The organism is Novosphingobium sp., assembly GCF_025351285.1.
Lineage (GTDB): Bacteria > Pseudomonadota > Alphaproteobacteria > Sphingomonadales > Sphingomonadaceae > Novosphingobium.
This window is the reverse complement of record NZ_JANXWG010000012.1, coordinates 1-15,463: the sequence shown is the minus strand read 5'-3', so window position 1 is coordinate 15,463 and position 15,463 is coordinate 1. Positions and strand designations below refer to the sequence as shown.

At 66.1% G+C, this 15,463-nt stretch carries 15 protein-coding genes and 1 pseudogene; 5 read left to right on the top strand and 11 right to left on the bottom strand.

Annotation, left to right across the window (positions count from 1 at the left end; translation table 11 throughout):
* Positions 1-9 precede the first annotated feature (9 nt).
* Entirely contained in the window at positions 10-1,533 is a 1,524-nt protein-coding gene (locus Q0R16_RS01805; RefSeq protein WP_295631204.1) for a M28 family peptidase, read from the bottom strand.
* Positions 1,534-1,811: 278 nt separating this feature from the next.
* Between Q0R16_RS01805 and Q0R16_RS01800 the strand changes: the two genes are divergently transcribed.
* The gene (locus Q0R16_RS01800; protein WP_295631202.1) at positions 1,812-2,702 is read left to right on the top strand and encodes a neutral zinc metallopeptidase; all 891 of its coding nucleotides are present in this window, start codon (positions 1,812-1,814) and stop codon (positions 2,700-2,702) included.
* 99 nt (positions 2,703-2,801) lie between these two features.
* Positions 2,802-3,305 (top strand): hypothetical protein, encoded by a 504-nt coding sequence (locus Q0R16_RS01795; protein WP_295631200.1) that lies wholly within the window; start codon positions 2,802-2,804, stop codon positions 3,303-3,305.
* A gap of 84 nt (positions 3,306-3,389) precedes the next feature.
* On the opposite strand, the gene sdhA is transcribed toward Q0R16_RS01795, so the two are convergent.
* The 3 genes from sdhA to sdhC all read right to left on the bottom strand — a co-directional run bounded on the left by sdhA (position 3,390) and on the right by sdhC (position 6,115).
* Positions 3,390-5,222 (bottom strand): succinate dehydrogenase flavoprotein subunit, encoded by a 1,833-nt coding sequence (sdhA, locus tag Q0R16_RS01790; protein ID WP_295631198.1) that lies wholly within the window; start codon positions 5,220-5,222, stop codon positions 3,390-3,392.
* A gap of 1 nt (position 5,223) precedes the next feature.
* On the bottom strand, positions 5,224-5,607 hold the full coding sequence (sdhD, locus tag Q0R16_RS01785; RefSeq protein WP_295631196.1) for a succinate dehydrogenase, hydrophobic membrane anchor protein: 384 nt from the start codon (positions 5,605-5,607) through the stop codon (positions 5,224-5,226).
* Positions 5,608-5,686: 79 nt separating this feature from the next.
* A complete protein-coding gene (gene sdhC, locus Q0R16_RS01780; RefSeq protein WP_295631195.1) occupies positions 5,687-6,115 on the bottom strand; it encodes a succinate dehydrogenase, cytochrome b556 subunit in 429 nt (142 codons plus the stop codon).
* A gap of 224 nt (positions 6,116-6,339) precedes the next feature.
* On the opposite strand from sdhC, the gene Q0R16_RS01775 reads away from it, so the two are divergent.
* Genes Q0R16_RS01775 through Q0R16_RS01765 form a run of 3 tightly spaced genes read left to right on the top strand, consistent with a single transcriptional unit; the run spans position 6,340 to position 8,658 of the window.
* Positions 6,340-7,077 carry an SDR family oxidoreductase gene (locus Q0R16_RS01775; protein WP_295631193.1) on the top strand — a complete coding sequence of 246 codons (738 nt, stop codon included), beginning with the start codon at positions 6,340-6,342 and terminating at the stop codon, positions 7,075-7,077.
* Positions 7,067-7,990: a 50S ribosomal protein L11 methyltransferase gene (locus tag Q0R16_RS01770; RefSeq protein WP_295631190.1), complete on the top strand. Its 924-nt coding sequence runs from the start codon at positions 7,067-7,069 to the stop codon at positions 7,988-7,990. Before Q0R16_RS01775 ends, Q0R16_RS01770 begins: the two co-directional genes overlap by 11 nt.
* Positions 7,987-8,658 carry a DUF2459 domain-containing protein gene (locus tag Q0R16_RS01765; RefSeq protein ID WP_295631188.1) on the top strand — a complete coding sequence of 224 codons (672 nt, stop codon included), beginning with the start codon at positions 7,987-7,989 and terminating at the stop codon, positions 8,656-8,658. The genes Q0R16_RS01770 and Q0R16_RS01765 overlap by 4 nt, the downstream gene beginning before the upstream one ends.
* Positions 8,659-8,681: 23 nt before the next feature.
* On the opposite strand, the gene Q0R16_RS01760 is transcribed toward Q0R16_RS01765, so the two are convergent.
* From Q0R16_RS01760 to Q0R16_RS01730, 7 genes and pseudogenes are all read right to left on the bottom strand, one after another.
* Complete coding sequence (locus tag Q0R16_RS01760) at positions 8,682-9,350, bottom strand: OmpA family protein (protein WP_295631186.1); 669 nt, start codon at positions 9,348-9,350, stop codon at positions 8,682-8,684.
* Between the two features lie 183 nt (positions 9,351-9,533).
* Complete coding sequence (gene ligA, locus Q0R16_RS01755; RefSeq protein ID WP_295631183.1) at positions 9,534-11,594, bottom strand: NAD-dependent DNA ligase LigA; 2,061 nt, start codon at positions 11,592-11,594, stop codon at positions 9,534-9,536.
* 9 nt (positions 11,595-11,603) lie between these two features.
* Entirely contained in the window at positions 11,604-12,302 is a 699-nt protein-coding gene (locus Q0R16_RS01750) for a GNAT family N-acetyltransferase (RefSeq protein WP_295631181.1), read from the bottom strand.
* Positions 12,299-13,153 (bottom strand): alpha/beta hydrolase, encoded by an 855-nt coding sequence (locus Q0R16_RS01745; RefSeq protein ID WP_295631179.1) that lies wholly within the window; start codon positions 13,151-13,153, stop codon positions 12,299-12,301. Before Q0R16_RS01745 ends, Q0R16_RS01750 begins: the two co-directional genes overlap by 4 nt.
* A gap of 20 nt (positions 13,154-13,173) precedes the next feature.
* On the bottom strand, positions 13,174-13,554 hold the full coding sequence (locus tag Q0R16_RS01740; protein ID WP_295631177.1) for a putative quinol monooxygenase: 381 nt from the start codon (positions 13,552-13,554) through the stop codon (positions 13,174-13,176).
* The gene (locus Q0R16_RS01735; RefSeq protein WP_295631175.1) at positions 13,551-14,504 is read right to left on the bottom strand and encodes a restriction endonuclease; all 954 of its coding nucleotides are present in this window, start codon (positions 14,502-14,504) and stop codon (positions 13,551-13,553) included. The genes Q0R16_RS01740 and Q0R16_RS01735 overlap by 4 nt, the downstream gene beginning before the upstream one ends.
* 70 nt (positions 14,505-14,574) lie before the next feature.
* Positions 14,575-15,463: pseudogene (locus Q0R16_RS01730) on the bottom strand (DNA repair protein RecN); the annotation flags it as partial.

Genomic DNA, 15,463 nt, shown 5'->3' with positions numbered 1-15,463 from the left:
ATGCTCTCCCTAATGCGCGGCGGTGATCGGAGTTTCGCTTCCCGGCCAGGCCTTCACGTCGCCGAAGTTGCGCGCCAGATCCACCAGCATCCGCGCATCGTCGGCCGCGCCGCCCAGTTCAAGATCACCGGTCGGCTTGTCGGTAGGGCGATGGTAGCGCGTGTCCATATAACGATCGAACCGCGCCTGATCGCCGTAAGCCGTGCTGACCGACACCGCCGGCACATCGTGCTGGAGGAACGCCCAGCCATCCTGGCGCCGCAGGAACATGCTGGCCGACTGGTTCGTCACCAGCTTGCGCCTGGCCTTGGCGATCACGCGTTCGATCCCGGCATCGAGCCCGGTCTTGCCGCGCCCCAGGATCGCGAACGGGGTGCCCGCCGGCGCGATCGCCACACTATCGACGTTGAACACCGCCACGATCTTGCGCAGCGGCAGCGGCGGATTTTCGGTGAAGGCCTGCGCACCCAGCAACCCGAATTCCTCCCCGGTGGTGGCCAGCACATAAACGTCGCGATCGATCGGCGGCCCTTTTGCCAGCATGCGCATCGCTTCGGTCACCACCGCCAATCCGCTGGCGTTGTCGACTGCACCGTTGCAGATCACGTCGACCGCGGGTGCCTCGCCACAAACGCCGAAGTGATCCCAGTGCGCCACCAGCACGACCGCGCCTGCCGCCGGATTGCGGCCGGGCAGCCGCCCGATCAGGTTGTTCGTGTGGATGCGGGTTTCACGCGTGGTTGCCTCCAACGTGGCAGTCACGCCGATCGGGTGGGGCACGAAACCGGGCGCGCGCGCGGCGCGGCGCAAAGTGGCAACGTCCGCTTCGGCACCGCCGGCCAGCAGCCGTTCGGCGAAAGCGGGCGTCACGTAAGCTTCGATATCGCCACCCAGACGTTCGCCGGCCAACGCATAGCCCGCCCGCCCGCGCCGCGAACGGACGTCGGCCAGGCCGCGCTGGGCATCGAGGATCGTGACCACCGCGGACGCGCCGCCATCGAGCAGGCGCCCGGCCCGATCGGCAAAACGATCGGGATCGGCGCCGGCCGGCAGGCTGTCGAGCAGCAATGCGATCCGCCCGGCGAGTTCCTGCCGCGCGGGCACCGGCCTGGTGCCATCTCCCACGAAAAACAGCGGCGCGCCCGAAACCAGGCTGCGCAGGCCCGACGTCGCCACGAACGCATCGGCCGGCACCGCGACGGTCCGCCGTTTGCCGCGCACGAAGCTGGCGCGCGAGGCCAGCGGCGTGCGTGCCACCAGTTCCACCGGCGCGAACCAGGCGTGGCCGGGATCGTTGGTGCCCGATTCGAGCCCGATATCGAACCACTGCTGCGCGAGATAGCGCAGCGCCTTGGTTTCGCCCGGCGTGCCCGGTTCGCGGCCCGCAAATTCGTTGCTGGCGAGCGTGTTGATATGGCCGCGCAAGGCGGCTTCGAGCGGCGGTTCGCTTGCCTCGGCGGTGTCCTTGTTCTTGCCTTTGCCCAGCGCGGGGGAAATTCCGGCGAAGAATGCGAAACACAAAGCAACGAGCACGATTGCACGGCCTATGCTTCTGCCACCCCCGCTCATTCCTGTTTCCCTCACGCTATCGCACACGAGGCACGATTCATCGCCTTCATGCTCATCCCAAATGCCCCGGTACGGCGCAAGTTCCCAGCGCCGATTTGAGCGCTCGGCGGCGTGTTTCATGGCGTTTTTGGAAGCGGCTGTGTCCTTGCAGACCCAAGACGTTTACGGCTTGCACCGGTGGTTTGCTCTGGCCAATCGAAAGTTCCGGTGCCAACCATCGCTCAAGACCTGAAGGATATACCATGCGGCTCGATGAATTCGACGACAGCGTCAATGTGGAAGACCAGCGCGGATCGAACTTCGGGCTGGGCGGTACGGGCGGGCGGATCGGCTGCGGCGGCATCGTCATCGCGCTGATCGGCTGGTTGGTTTTCGGGATCAACCCGGTGCAGATGCTGGGCAGCATGCAAGGGGCCGATCAGGGCGCGCAGACCAGCCAGATCGGCCAGCCAAGCCGCACCGGCGGCACCACCGCCCGCGAAAGCTGCACCGTCAACGCCTATAGCCACGAAAGCTGCAATGCGCTCGCCTCGCTCAACCACACCTGGCAGCCGTTGTTCGAAAAGGCCGGCATTGCCTACAAGGCGCCCAAGCTGGTGTTCTATTCGCAACAGGGCCGATCGGGTTGCGGGGCGGCGGAAAGTGCAATGGGGCCGTTCTATTGCCCGGCCGACCAGGGCATCTACATCGACACCGATTTCTACGATCAGATGGCGCAACAGCTTGGCGCGAAGGGAGAATTCGCGCGCGAATACGTGATCGCACACGAATATGGGCACCACGTCCAGAACCTGCTGGGGCTTTCGGACAAAGTCCGCAACCTTCAGGAATCGCGCCCTTCGCAAGCCAACGCGCTGTCGGTGCGGCTCGAACTCCAGGCCGATTGCTACGCCGGCGTCTGGGCCGCGAAGAATGGCGATCGCATCGATCCGGGCGATATCCAATCGGGCCTCAACGCCGCGCACCAGATCGGCGACGATACGCTGGCGCAAGAATCGGGACGCCGCCCGGTGGAGGCCGCATTCACTCACGGCAGCAGCGCGCAACGCATGAAATGGCTGAAACAGGGCCTGGACAGCGGCAACGAGGATACCTGCGATACGTTCGGCACGGCCCAGCCAAGCGCGCAGTGATCAGCACCGGTTCCCGCTACACCGGGAACCGGCCAGCCATCCACGCGTAGCCCTTGAGCTTGGGGTGCCGAATCGTGGCGCCCAGACAGGGAAACGACGATGATCCAGAAATCCATTTTGCTGGCCGCGGCCTTCGTGCTGACGGCCGCGCCGGCCGTCGCGCAGAACAAGAAGCCAGACCGGCCGATGACCGACAACACCGTCACCGCCACCGACGTTGCCGCCACGCCGATCGACACGCTCAACTTGCGCAAGAAGAATGTGCCTGAAGTGCTGATTTCGGCGCAGGAGGATCCTTATACGCTGCGGGGACTGCGCAGCTGCGCGCAGATCAGCCGCGCGATCCGCAATCTCGACGCGGTGCTGGGTGACGATATCGACGTGGCGCAGGCCAAGGGCAAGAAGATGAACGTCGGCCGGATCGCGCAAGCGGGGATATCGTCGTTCATCCCGTTCAACGGCTTGATCAAGGAAATCTCGGGCGCCAACGCGCAGGAGCGCGCCGTTCAGTCGGCCATCTACGGGGGCAGCGTGCGCCGCGCATTCCTCAAGGGCGTGGGCCAGTCGCGCGGCTGTCCTTACCCGGCACGCGCCGCGAGCTGATCCAACGGCAGTTGCGGGCGATCATATGAGAAAGGACGCAAACGTTACCACGTTCGCGTCCTTTCTCGTGCCTGCCGTTAGCGCTTAGTACACCCGCTTCTTCGGCTTGATATATTCGGCATCGTCGGTGAGCGTGTATTCATGCACCGGGCGATAATCGAGCTTCACGCCGCCGCCCTTGCCGCCCCAGCCATCGAACCACGCCATCGTGTGCTTCATCCAGTTGGCATCGTCGCGGTTGGGGAAATCTTCGTGCGCGTGGGCGCCGCGGCTTTCCTTGCGGTTGAACGCGCCGTGGACGGTGACGGTGGCCTGCGAAATCAGGTTGTCGAGTTCCATCGTCTCGATCAGGTCCGAATTCCAGATCAGCGAACGGTCCGAAACGTGGACGTCCTGCATCCGCTCATAGGTTTTGGAGAGCTGTACCATGCCTTCGGACAGCAGTTCGTCGGTACGGAACACCGCCGCGTGCGCCGACATCGTGCGCTGCATTTCGGTGCGCACTTCGGCAGTGGGCGACGAACCGTTGGCGTTGCGGAAGTGATCGAGCCGGGTAAGCGCCAGATCGGCACTGTCCTTGGGCAACGCCTGGTGCGCGGTGCCGGGGACGATCAGTTCCTTGAGCCGCAGCCCGGTCGCGCGGCCGAACACCACGAGATCGATCAGCGAGTTGGATCCCAACCGGTTAGCACCGTGAACCGAAACACACGCCGCCTCGCCCACCGCGAACAGCCCCGGCACGATCGTATCGGGGTTGCCATCGGGCCCGATCGTCATAACTTCGCCGTGGTAGTTACAGGGAATGCCGCCCATGTTGTAGTGCACGGTCGGCACCACCGGCAGTGGCTGGCGCGTCAGGTCGACATTGGCGAAGATCTTGCCGCTTTCGGTGATCCCGGGAAGCCGTTCGGCCAGCACTTTCGAATCGATATGGTCGAGGTGGAGGTGGATGTGGTCCTTGTGCGGGCCCACGCCACGGCCTTCGCGGATCTCCAGCGCCATCGAGCGGCTGACGACATCGCGGCTGGCCAGGTCCTTGGCCGATGGGGCATAGCGTTCCATGAAGCGCTCACCTTCGGAGTTCGTCAGGTAGCCGCCTTCGCCGCGCGCGCCTTCGGTAATGAGCACGCCCGCGCCGTAAATGCCGGTGGGGTGGAACTGCACGAATTCCATGTCCTGCATCGGCAAACCGGCGCGCAGCACCATGCCGCCGCCATCGCCGGTGCAGGTGTGCGCCGAGGTGGCGGTGTAGTAGCAACGACCGTAACCGCCGGTCGCCAGCACCACCGCGTGCGAACGGAAGCGATGGATCGTGCCGTCATCCATGCACATTGCGATCACGCCGCGACAGACCGGCACGCCATTGGCGCCGGGTTCCATGATCAAGTCGATCGCGAAGTATTCGATGAAGAAGTCCGCATCATACTTCAGGCTCTGCTGGTAGAGCGCGTGAAGCATGGCGTGGCCGGTGCGATCGGCCGCGGCGCAGGTGCGCTGGACCGGGGGTCCCTCGCCCATGTTCTGCATGTGGCCGCCGAACGGGCGCTGGTAGATCGTGCCTTCGGGGTTGCGGCTGAATGGCACGCCGGCGTGTTCGAGTTCGTAGACCGCCGCCGGGGCTTCGCGGACCATGTATTCGATCGCGTCCTGGTCGCCCAGCCAGTCCGAGCCCTTGACGGTGTCGAACATGTGCCAGGTCCAGTGATCGGGCGAATTGTTGCCCAGGCTGGCCGCGATGCCGCCTTGCGCGGCCACGGTGTGACTGCGCGTGGGGAACACCTTGGTGATGCAGGCGGTGCGCAGGCCCGCTTGCGCGCTGCCCATCGTGGCGCGCAGGCCAGATCCGCCGGCACCGACGACCACCGTGTCATAGGTGTGGTCGATGATCTTGTAGGCTGGCTGTGCAGTCGTAGCCATATCAGGCGCCCCCCAGCGCAATTCTTAAGACGCAGATGATGCCAAACGCAGCGGCGGCGAGCGGGATCGAGTTCAGCGCGGCGAGGACGGCGAACTTCAGCCCCTCGTCATGGACATAGTCTTCGGCCATTACCTGCACACCAAGCCGGGCGTGCCAGAACGTGGAAACGATCATCAGCACCATCGCGGTGGCCGAGAAGGGCCGCGCCAGCCAGGTGTGAACCGTGGCGTAATCATAGCCGGGCAACATCACCAGGCTGGCGAGCAGCCAGACCACCAGGATCAGGTTGCCGATCGCGGTGAAGCGCTGGACCAGCCAGTGGCTGGAGCCGTGCTTGGCCGAGCCCAGCCCCCGCACTCGCCCGATCGAAGTTCCGTTGCCCATTTGAAAGCGTCCTCAAAAGTCTTGGATCTCAGTTTCGAACTAGCCCCCGGCCGATGCGGGCGGCAAGCTGTCCGATCGGTCAGCGAAGCAGCAGCAGCGCCCAGAACAGTGCAGTCAGCACCACGCCGGATACCAAGGTAACCAGCGACCAGCGCGTATTGGCTTCGAGTTCGTACCCTGCGCCAACATCGAGGAAGAAGTGCCTGATTCCGCTCGACATATGCTGGAAGAACGCCCAACTGAGGCCGACCAGCACCAGCTTGCCAAGCAAGGTGGTGACCGTTTGCAGGCTGTTGCCCGGCTCGGCGGTCCAGATCCAGTGCAGGAACGTCTGGTAGGCCGCCGGCCCGCTCGCCAGCGCGCCCAGCCACCACAGCAGCAGCGCAATGCCGCCGAACGCCAGGCCATTGCCCGCAGCGCGGTGCAGGATGGATACCACCATCGCCGGGCCCCAGCGCCAGATGGCGAGATGCGGCGAAAGAGGTCGCGCGTTGTTGGCTTGAGCCATGAAGTCCCCCGGTTCGCAACGGAACGGACGCATGGACGCGGCCCGATCCCACAAGCAGAATTGCAAAAAGGGCGAGCAAGAGCAGCCCGCAGTGCGGTTGCCCCCGATCGCGCCCCTTATCGACTCAATTCTTAGTGGAAATGCGCCGGCTTGCAAGCGCAAGCGGGCAGCATGATGCAACACGGCGTTGCCCAATGGTGCGAGGTGGGCAAAGGGTGCCAGTCATGACATCCCCAACCATCCTCGTCACCGGGTCCACTCGCGGCATCGGCGCCGCCATTGCCCAGACCCTCCAGCAGGCCGGAGCGACCGTGATCGGCCACGGATCACGCGCGCGCGCCGAGCCGGACACGACGGCCCAAACGATCATCGCCGCCGATTTCACCGATCCGCAAGCGCCCGAACAGCTATGGCGCGAAGCACTGGCGCGCGCACAGAATGGCCGGATCGACGTGCTGATCAACAATGCCGGGCTGTTCGCTTCCAACCCGATCGCGGCATCGGACATCGGCTGGCTCGACGCGTGGGAGGATACCTTGCGGATCAACCTGACCGCCGCCGCGCAATTGTCGCGACTGGCGGTGCAGCATTGGCAATCAACGGGGACCGGGGGGCGCATCGTCCACATCGCCAGCCGCGCCGGGCACCGCGGCGATTCGCCCGATCACTGGCACTACGCGGCGGCCAAGGGCGGCATGCTCGCGCTGCACAAAACGATTGCCCGAGGATATGCCGCATGCGGAATTTTGAGCTTCGCGATCACGCCGGGCTTCACCGAAACCGCTATGGCCGACGACTATCTCGCCAGCCGGGGCGGAACGGGCCTGCTGGCGGACATCCCGCTCGGCCGGGTGGCAAGACCCGAGGAAATCGCCGAAATCACCCGGTTTTGCGCGCTCGACGCCCCGCCGACCATGACCGGCACGACCATCGATGCCAACGGAGCCAGCTATGTCCGTTGATGCTTCAAGCTGGAAGATCACCGCGCTCGCCCCGCGCGAGGTGGTGCAGGCTGCGCTGCTCGCGCACGAAGACGCGTTCGACTGGGACTTCGACGTGGTCATCGCCGGCAGCGAAGTGGCCGAGGACCGCCCCGACCACTGGCAGCTCGAAGCCTGGCTGCCGCGCAAGCCTTCGCCCGCCGACAAGGCAGCGGTGAAGGCTCTGTTCGGAGGCAACGCCCCGCCGCTTGCCATCGAACACTTGCCGCCGACCGACTGGGTCACGCTCAGCCAGCAAGGCGTCGAGCCGATCCGCGAGGGACTGTTCCACGTCCACACCCCCGATTTCCCTGCGCTCGGACAACCCGGCGTGCGCGATCTGCTGATCCCCGCCAGTCGCGCATTCGGCACCGGGCAACATGCCACCACCGCCGGTTGCCTGGCGATGCTGGCGGCGATGAAGGCGCGCGGGGTGGCGGTGCGCAAACTCGCCGATATCGGCACCGGGACCGGGTTGCTGACCTTTGCCGCGCTGCATCTGTGGCCGCGCGCGCTGGCCACGGCGAGCGATATCGATGACGTGTGCGCGCCGGTGGTGATCGAAAATGCCGCCATGAACTGCATCCCGCTTGGCGGAGGACCGGGCGCGGTGACGATGGTGATCGCGGCGGGGATGGACCATGCACTATTGGCAGCGCGTGGGCCTTACGATCTGCTGATCGCCAACATCCTGGCCGGCCCGCTGGTCGAACTCGCGCCCGATTTCGGCGCGACGGTGACGCCGGGCGGCAGCCTGTTGCTCGCCGGCCTGCTGACCACGCAGGAACGCGCCGTGCGCCGCGCCTGCACCCGCGCCGGGTTCCGGCTGGCGGGGCGGATCGTGCGCGGCGACTGGTCGATCCTGTGGCTGCGCAAGCGGCGTTCGTACACTTGAAACGCTGGCGCCGATTGGCGACCGGCGCCGCGCTGGTGGTCGGTGCTTACCCGCTGGCGGCGTGGATCGGCTCGTCGATCCCGACGAACCGTGCCGCAACGCCGCTGTCCGAAGGCGTACAAGTGCTGATTGCCAGCAATGGCGTCCACACCGCGATTGTCGTGCCGATCGCCAATGAAGATCAGGACTGGCGCGGACTGTTTCCCACCACCGATGCCGCCGATCCCGCGCAGCCCTACACCGACATCGCGCTAAGCTGGGGCGAGCGGACCGTGTTCCTGGAAACCGCAACCTGGGCCGATCTTAAGGTCTCGACCGTGTGGCACATCGTGTTCGGCGGAACGCTGGGCGGCGGTGATTCGCTGGTGCATGTCGAGCGTTTTGTGCGGCCGGCACCGGATGACGATTTCCGCCAGCTCGTGCTCAGCCATGCTCAGTACCGGGCGCTGGCGGCCGCGATCACGCGTGATGTAGACCCGGCGGCGCGACGCATTGGCGGCTATGGCAGGAACGACACGTTCTACGCATCACGATCCCGCTACTCTGCGCTGCACACCTGCAACACCTGGGTCGGCGAAAAATTGCGCAGCGTGGGCGTGCCGATGGGCGTGTGGACCCCGCTGGCGGGCGGCGTGATGAAGTGGATTCCGCGACCGGCCAGCCACTGACTGACCCGTCGCGGATCAGACTTTTACCTGCGCACGAATTCGACGCGGCGGTTGGCCATCGACGAAGGGTTCGAAGGATCGAGCAGCTTGTCCGAGCCATAACCATGCGCTTCGAGCTGCGCACGATTGGCGCCCTTGGAGACAAGGAAATCGACCACTGCTTGCGCCCGGCGCTGCGACAGCGCACGGTTCGAGGCCGGGTTGCCCGACGCATCGGTATAGCCGTTGACCTCGAACTTCTTGCTGGCGAGCAGCGGGTTCTTGAGCGCGCCCAGGAATTGCAGCGCCTGGCGTTTGCCCTGTTCGGTCAACATTGACGAGCCCGGAACGAAGGTGATCCCGGCGTTCGAGTGACCCGATCCGGCAAGTTGCGACGCAGCGCGGCTCGCGCTCATCTGCGTGGATGGCGTGGTTGCGCGGCTGCCAGCCGACGATGCCGCGGGGGCCACGCTCGACCGGGCGATGCTGAAGCCGCGAGTCGCAGTGGCTTCACGAGCGCGCGGGCGTGGGGCGGCGGGATCGACGGCGCCGGGCGATGCGGCCGGTGCGGTGGCGCAAGTTTCGGCCAGTTCGCAAACGATCTGGTCGGACGATTTTTCCTGCGCATCAGGAACTTCCTGCGCAAAGCTCACACTTGCGATCGGGGCTGCGAACAGCGCGGCGCCCACTGCCAGAACAGTACGGATCTTCATCGGATGACTCCTGCTTGTCGAACCCGCCACCGATGTGGCGCGGTAAACACGTTGCTGCTTGTATTATGCCACGACTTGGTCGCTCATGCTACGGCTCGCCTAGGGCCTATTTGCGGCCCGTCCAATGACTGCGATCACACGATAGCGAATTCAGCGACGAACAGCATTGTAGGAAACCGACACTTACCCCGCCGTGCGCACGATTTCGGCCCAGGCGGTCTCATCGATCACCGCGATGCCCAGCTTTTCGGCCTGCTTCAGCTTCGAGCCCGCGCCCGGCCCCGCCACCACGAGGTCGGTCTGGGCCGAAACCGATCCGGCCGAGCGTGCGCCCAGCGCCTCGGCTTGCGCCTTGGCCTCATCGCGGCTCATCGTCTCCAGCTTGCCGGTGAACACCACGATCTTGCCGGCGACCGCGCTGGCGCGGACTTCGACGAGATAAGGCGGCGGGCTGACTTGCGAGAGCAGATCGTCCCACACCGCAACGTTGTGCGGTTCGTGGAAGAAATCGCCCAACGCTTCGACCACTACCGGTCCGACGCCTTCGATCCCGATCAGTTCGGCGGCGGCGGCTTCATCCCCGGACTTGGCCGCCTGCGCCACCTCGCGCAGTCGGGGCAGCGTGGCGAAGCGCTTCATCAGGTCGCGCGCGGTCACAACGCCGACATGCCGGATGCCGAGCCCGAACAGCAGCCGCGCGGCATCGGGCGCGCGCTTGGCCTCGATCGCTGCCAGAAGGTTGTCCACAGACTTGTCCTTCCAACCCTCGCGGGTCAGGATTTCAGTGCGATGCGCGTGCAGCCGGAACACATCGGCGGGGCTTTCGAGCCAGCCGAGCCCGAAGAATTCGGCGATCGTCTTCTCGCCAAGCCCCTCAATATCGAGCGCGGCGCGGCTGACGAAGTGGCGCAAACGCTCGACCCGCTGCGCCGGGCAGACCAGCCCGCCGGTGCAGCGCACATCGACTTCGCCCTCCTCTGCCACCGCCTCACTGCCGCACTCGGGACAGTGATCGGGGAAAACGTAAGCCGCGCGCTCCTCGTCGCGCGTCAGGTTCTCGACCACTTGCGGGATCACATCGCCCGCGCGCTGGAGCACCACGCGGTCGCCCACGCGCACGCCCAGCCGCCCGATCTCATCGCGGTTGTGGAGCGTGACGTTGGTGACGGTCACCCCGCCCACCAGCACCGGCCGCAGCCGCCCCACCGGGGTCAGCTTGCCCGTCCGTCCGACCTGGATATCGATCGCCTCGACCACGGTTTCGGCGCGCTCGGCCGGGAATTTCCGGGCAATTGCCCAGCGCGGCGCCTTGGCGACGAAGCCCAGGCGTTGCTGCCAGTCGAGGCTATCGACCTTGTACACCACGCCGTCGATTTCATAAGGCAATTCAGCGCGTTGCGCGCCGATATTGCAATAGTGTGCGAGCATCGCTTCGACACCATCACAACGCGCCAGCAGCGGCGAGACGGGCACGCCCCAAGCCGCAATGCGCTGCATCATCGCGAATTGCGTCGCTTCGGGAACCGCGCTCGCCGCACCCCAGCCATGCGCCAAGAAACGCAACGGACGGCGCGCGGTCACATTCGCGTCCTTCTGCCGCAGCGAACCCGCCGCCGCGTTGCGCGGATTGGCGAACAGTTTGCCGCCGAGTTCGGATTGCTTCGAATTAAGCTCGGCAAATGCCTGTTTCGACATGTAAACCTCTCCGCGAATCTCGAACAGGTCGGGCACTTCGCCGGCCAGCTGCTGCGGAATATCGGCAATATGCGCGACATTCGCGGTCACGTCCTCGCCCACCTGCCCGTCGCCCCGCGTCGCCGCGCGCACCAGCCGGCCGTGCTCGTAACGCAGCGAGCACGACAGCCCGTCGATCTTGTCCTCGGCGGTCATCGCCACCGGCGCATCCTCGGGCAGCGCCAGGAACCGCCGCACCCGCGCGACGAATTCGGCGACCTCATCGTCGGCAAAGGCGTTGTCGAGGCTCATCATCCGCACGTCGTGCGCCACTTTCGACAGCGGCGATGCGGTGACTTCGTGGCCGACCGCGCTGCTCGGGCTGTCGGGCCGGATCAGGTGCGGATAGGCGGCTTCGAGTTCGGCATTGCGGCGCACCAGCGCATCGTATTCGGCGTCGCTGATTTCGGGCGAATCCTCGGCGTGGTAGCGGCGGTTGTGGTGCGCGATTGCACGCGCCAGCCGCATCAGTTCGTTGGCGGCATCTGCTTCGGAAAATTCGGTTTGCATGGCAGCGTTCTAGCCGCGCGCAAGCACCGTGGCCACCATCTCGCGCGACAGGGTGAAGCCCAGCGCGCGGTAGAGCCGGATCGCGCCGGCGTTGTCGGCGCGGCAGTGGAGGAACGCGGTCTCGCCGCGCGCGGCCATGCCATCGACAACGCGTTCGATCACCCGCGCGGCCAGCCCCTGCCCGCGCGCCGACGCCGCGGTGCAGACGCCGCTCAATTCGGTGAGCCCGGCTGCCGGTCGGAACCGCTCACCCGCCATCGCGACAAGATCGCCACCCGAATCGCGAATACCGAAGAAATCGCCAAAGCGGTGCGTGCTGTCCGCCCACGGCCCCGGTTCGGTCGCGGCGACCAGCGCGCGCATTGCCGGCACGTCATCTGCGCCCAGCAGCGCTGCGGGCGGCGCGTCGGGCCTCGCTGCCAATGCCGGCGCGGCATCGCGGACCATCTGCACCAACCGCAATGTTTCAACCTCGCGCAGGCCGGCGGGCGCGGGCCACGGATCGCGCTCGATCACCAGCATCCAGTCATCGTCGTGCTCCAGCAGTGCCGCGAGCGCGCGCTGCGCCTCCTCGCCCGCATCGATCGCCGCCGCGAACGGACCGAACGCCGGATCAAGCCGCCACGCGAGCGGTCCGCCCCGCGCCATCCGAGCCTGCGGACCGGTCAGGCAGCTCCATAGCGGGCGTTCGAGCGGATGACCCGTCATCGCCCGCCCACCGCGCGCAACAGCGCGGGTTCGATCGCGGCGAAGTTGGCGGTGCCGGGCGCGATCACGTCAAAGTGGTTGGGTTTCGGCGGGGCCACCACCTCGACGCTGGCACCCGCCTTGCGCATGGCGGCGGTGGTCGCGTCGGGCGGTGGCGGCAGGACTGCGACCACGAATAGCGCGCGCGCCACGCGCGGTGTGGAAGCCTCGGGCGAGATCGCGTGATACCGGGCAGGCACCGCCGCCGGCAATCCGCCCATGAACCGCTCGATCACCGGGCGGCCGCACATCGCGGCATCGGCGCCGATCAGGTAATCCTGCGGCACCAGCCCATCCATCTGCACGATCGCGCGCGGATGCGGTCCCTGCGCCGAGCCGGTCGGCGGTTGCGCCAGAAACAGCCCCGCCGTCGCGCCCGCCGAGTGGCCGATCACCGACAGCCGCGCCAGATCGAGCGGGTAACGCTTGGCCAGTGCGCGCAAATGCTGCGCGGCGGCGGCCCAGTCCTCGAAGCTTTGCGGGTAGCCGCCGCCATCGCCCAGTTCGCGGTAATCGACGTTCCAGCTCGCCACTCCGTGCGCGGCCAGCCATGTCGCCAGCGGGGCCATGTTGCGCGGGCTACCCAGCCCCGCGATCCAGCACCCGCCGTGGACCAGCATCGCCACCGGAAACGGCCCCCTTCCTTTGGGTATGCGCAATTCGCCGGTCTGGTGCGGGGATAGCTTGGCATAGGCTTCCACCAGCATCGGCTTGCTGGCGGGCAACTGGTTGATCGTATCGGGATCGAGCCCGCCGGCCGAGACATCGGATGCCGGCGCCGGCGAACACGCCGCCAGCATCAACGCGGGCACCGCCAGTTTCAGCAGCCGGATCAGTGCTTTCCGCCCACCGGCGTCACTTCCGCACGAGTGCCGAACCCGGCGATAATCGGCCGCGCCTTGGCGATCGCGGCCTGGACTTGCGGAAGTTTCAGGCTGGCCTGGTGCGCTTCGGCGCTGGTCCAGATCTCGGTGATCCAGATCGCATCGGCATCGGCGTTGTCCTTGGCGATCAGGTAGGCGAGGTTGCCCGGCATGGCTTCTGATCCGGCAGCCAGCAACGCGATCAGCGCATCGCGTCGGCCGGGCGTGGCCTTCATCTGGCCGATCACGCCATAGAGCGTTGTCTCGTCGATTTCTTCCATGGCGAACGCGGTTCCCTTGAGGAATGGCAGCAGCGCGGCGGCGCTGAGCACGGTGCGGCGGGTGATCATACGGGCCAATAAATTTTGGTGAGCGGAAGCAGCGCTCTGCCGCGCTCATCGAGGTTCTCGTACTGAGCGACAAGCGCGCGCGCCAATCCATCGAGCGACATCAAATGCGTTACCGTTGCCGCACGCGCCGCCTCATACTCCGCTTCGCGCGTGAAGCCCCCGGTGCTGACGTAAAGGCCTCGATCCTCGCTGTGTAGGCCGGCGAGAAATGCCCGAACGTCCGGTGCACCAATCGAGTCCTTGCGGTGTTTGACCTCGACCAGAATGCGCGGAGGTTCGAATCCGAAGCCGTCCTTCGACGCAATGATGTCACGCCCGCGATCTGCCCCCGCCAACGAAATCATCGTCCGATAGCCAAGTGCCCTGAGCAGCGCCGCGACCAGTTCCTGCATCTGATCCCATTCTAGCCGCAACACCCGGTCCTTGACCAATTCGAGCGCCTGATCGGCAATGTTGGCAAACGGATCGGTGACACCACCGCCGCCTTCGACTTCATCCAGCTTTGCCAAATCGCCGAGCGCATGGGCGCCGTGAGAAAGGTCGGCAGCCCCGCCAGCGAGCGCAGACGCAATTTCCGATGAGGCGGAATCGGACAGTCGGTAAAACGTCATGATCCCGCCGAGGGCGTTGCGCGTTGCCAGCGAGAGCGAATCCCGGCCAACTGTGCCGAGCCACACGACGCTCCGGGTTGTCGGCAATGCCTCGATCAGATCCGGCTGATATTGCGGCGATCCTTGCAATTCACCGACATGGTAGATCCTGGTTACCGGATCATACACAACCACGCGATCACCCGTCGCCAGTTCCTTGAGGAACCTCCAGACCTGAAACGCACCCACCTGGTTTTTCTTCGGTGGGTCATTTGGCCAGACTTGCGCAAATCTGGTGAGCAAATCAGCTCTCGACCGGGCCAGCGAGTGATCACCCGCAGCCGCCCAACCGATCGCCACGATGTTGTGCTGGACGAACTCGCGAACGTGCGCGCTGCCGCGACCAGCCATGACTTTCCACGTTACCATATCATACCCGCTCCAGCAGTCGATCGGCTTGGGCGCGGGCTTCGGGGGTGACTTCGGCGCCCGAGAGCATGCGGGCGATTTCCTGGCGGCGGCCGCTGGCGTCGAGCCGGACTACGCCGGTGCGGGTGACGGTGCCTTCAGATGACTTGGCGATCAGGTAGTGCAAGTCGCCACGCGCCGCGACTTGCGGGCTGTGCGTGACGGCGAGCAACTGCCCATCCGCTGCCAGCCGCGCCAACCTTTCACCGATCGCGCTGGCGACCGCACCGCCGACGCCGCGATCGATTTCGTCGAAGATCACCGTCGCCGCGCCACCCTGTTCGGCCAGCGCGACCTTGAGCGCGAGGATGAAGCGCGACAATTCGCCGCCGCTGGCGATCTTGTTGAGCGGGGCGAAATCGGCGCCGGGGTTGGTGGCGATCAGGAATTCGACCGCATCGATGCCGTCGGGGCCCCAGCGGTCTTCGGGCAGCGGGGTGACGCTGGTGCGGAAGCGCGCGGCGTCGAGCTTGAGCGGGGCCAATTCGCCCGCCACCGCCGCGTCGAGCCGCTTGGCCGCGTTGGTCCGGTCGGCAGACAGCGTCTCGGCCTTCTCGCGGTACGCCTCGGCGGCCGCCTTGGCCTCAACCTCCAGCGCCCCCAGGTGCGCTTCGCCGTGCTCGATCGCATCGAGTTGTTCGCGCATCGTGTGCATCTTGTGCGGCAGGTCATCGACGGTGCAGCTATGCTTGCGCGCCGCAGCGCGCAGTTCAAACAGCCGCGTTTCGATGCGATCCAATTCCTGCGGATCGTGGTTGAGCGCATCGGCCGCGCGCGCCAGCTTGTCTTCGGCCTCGCCCGCCTCGATCACCGCGCGGTCGAGCGAGCCCAGCGCATCGGCCAGCAGCGGA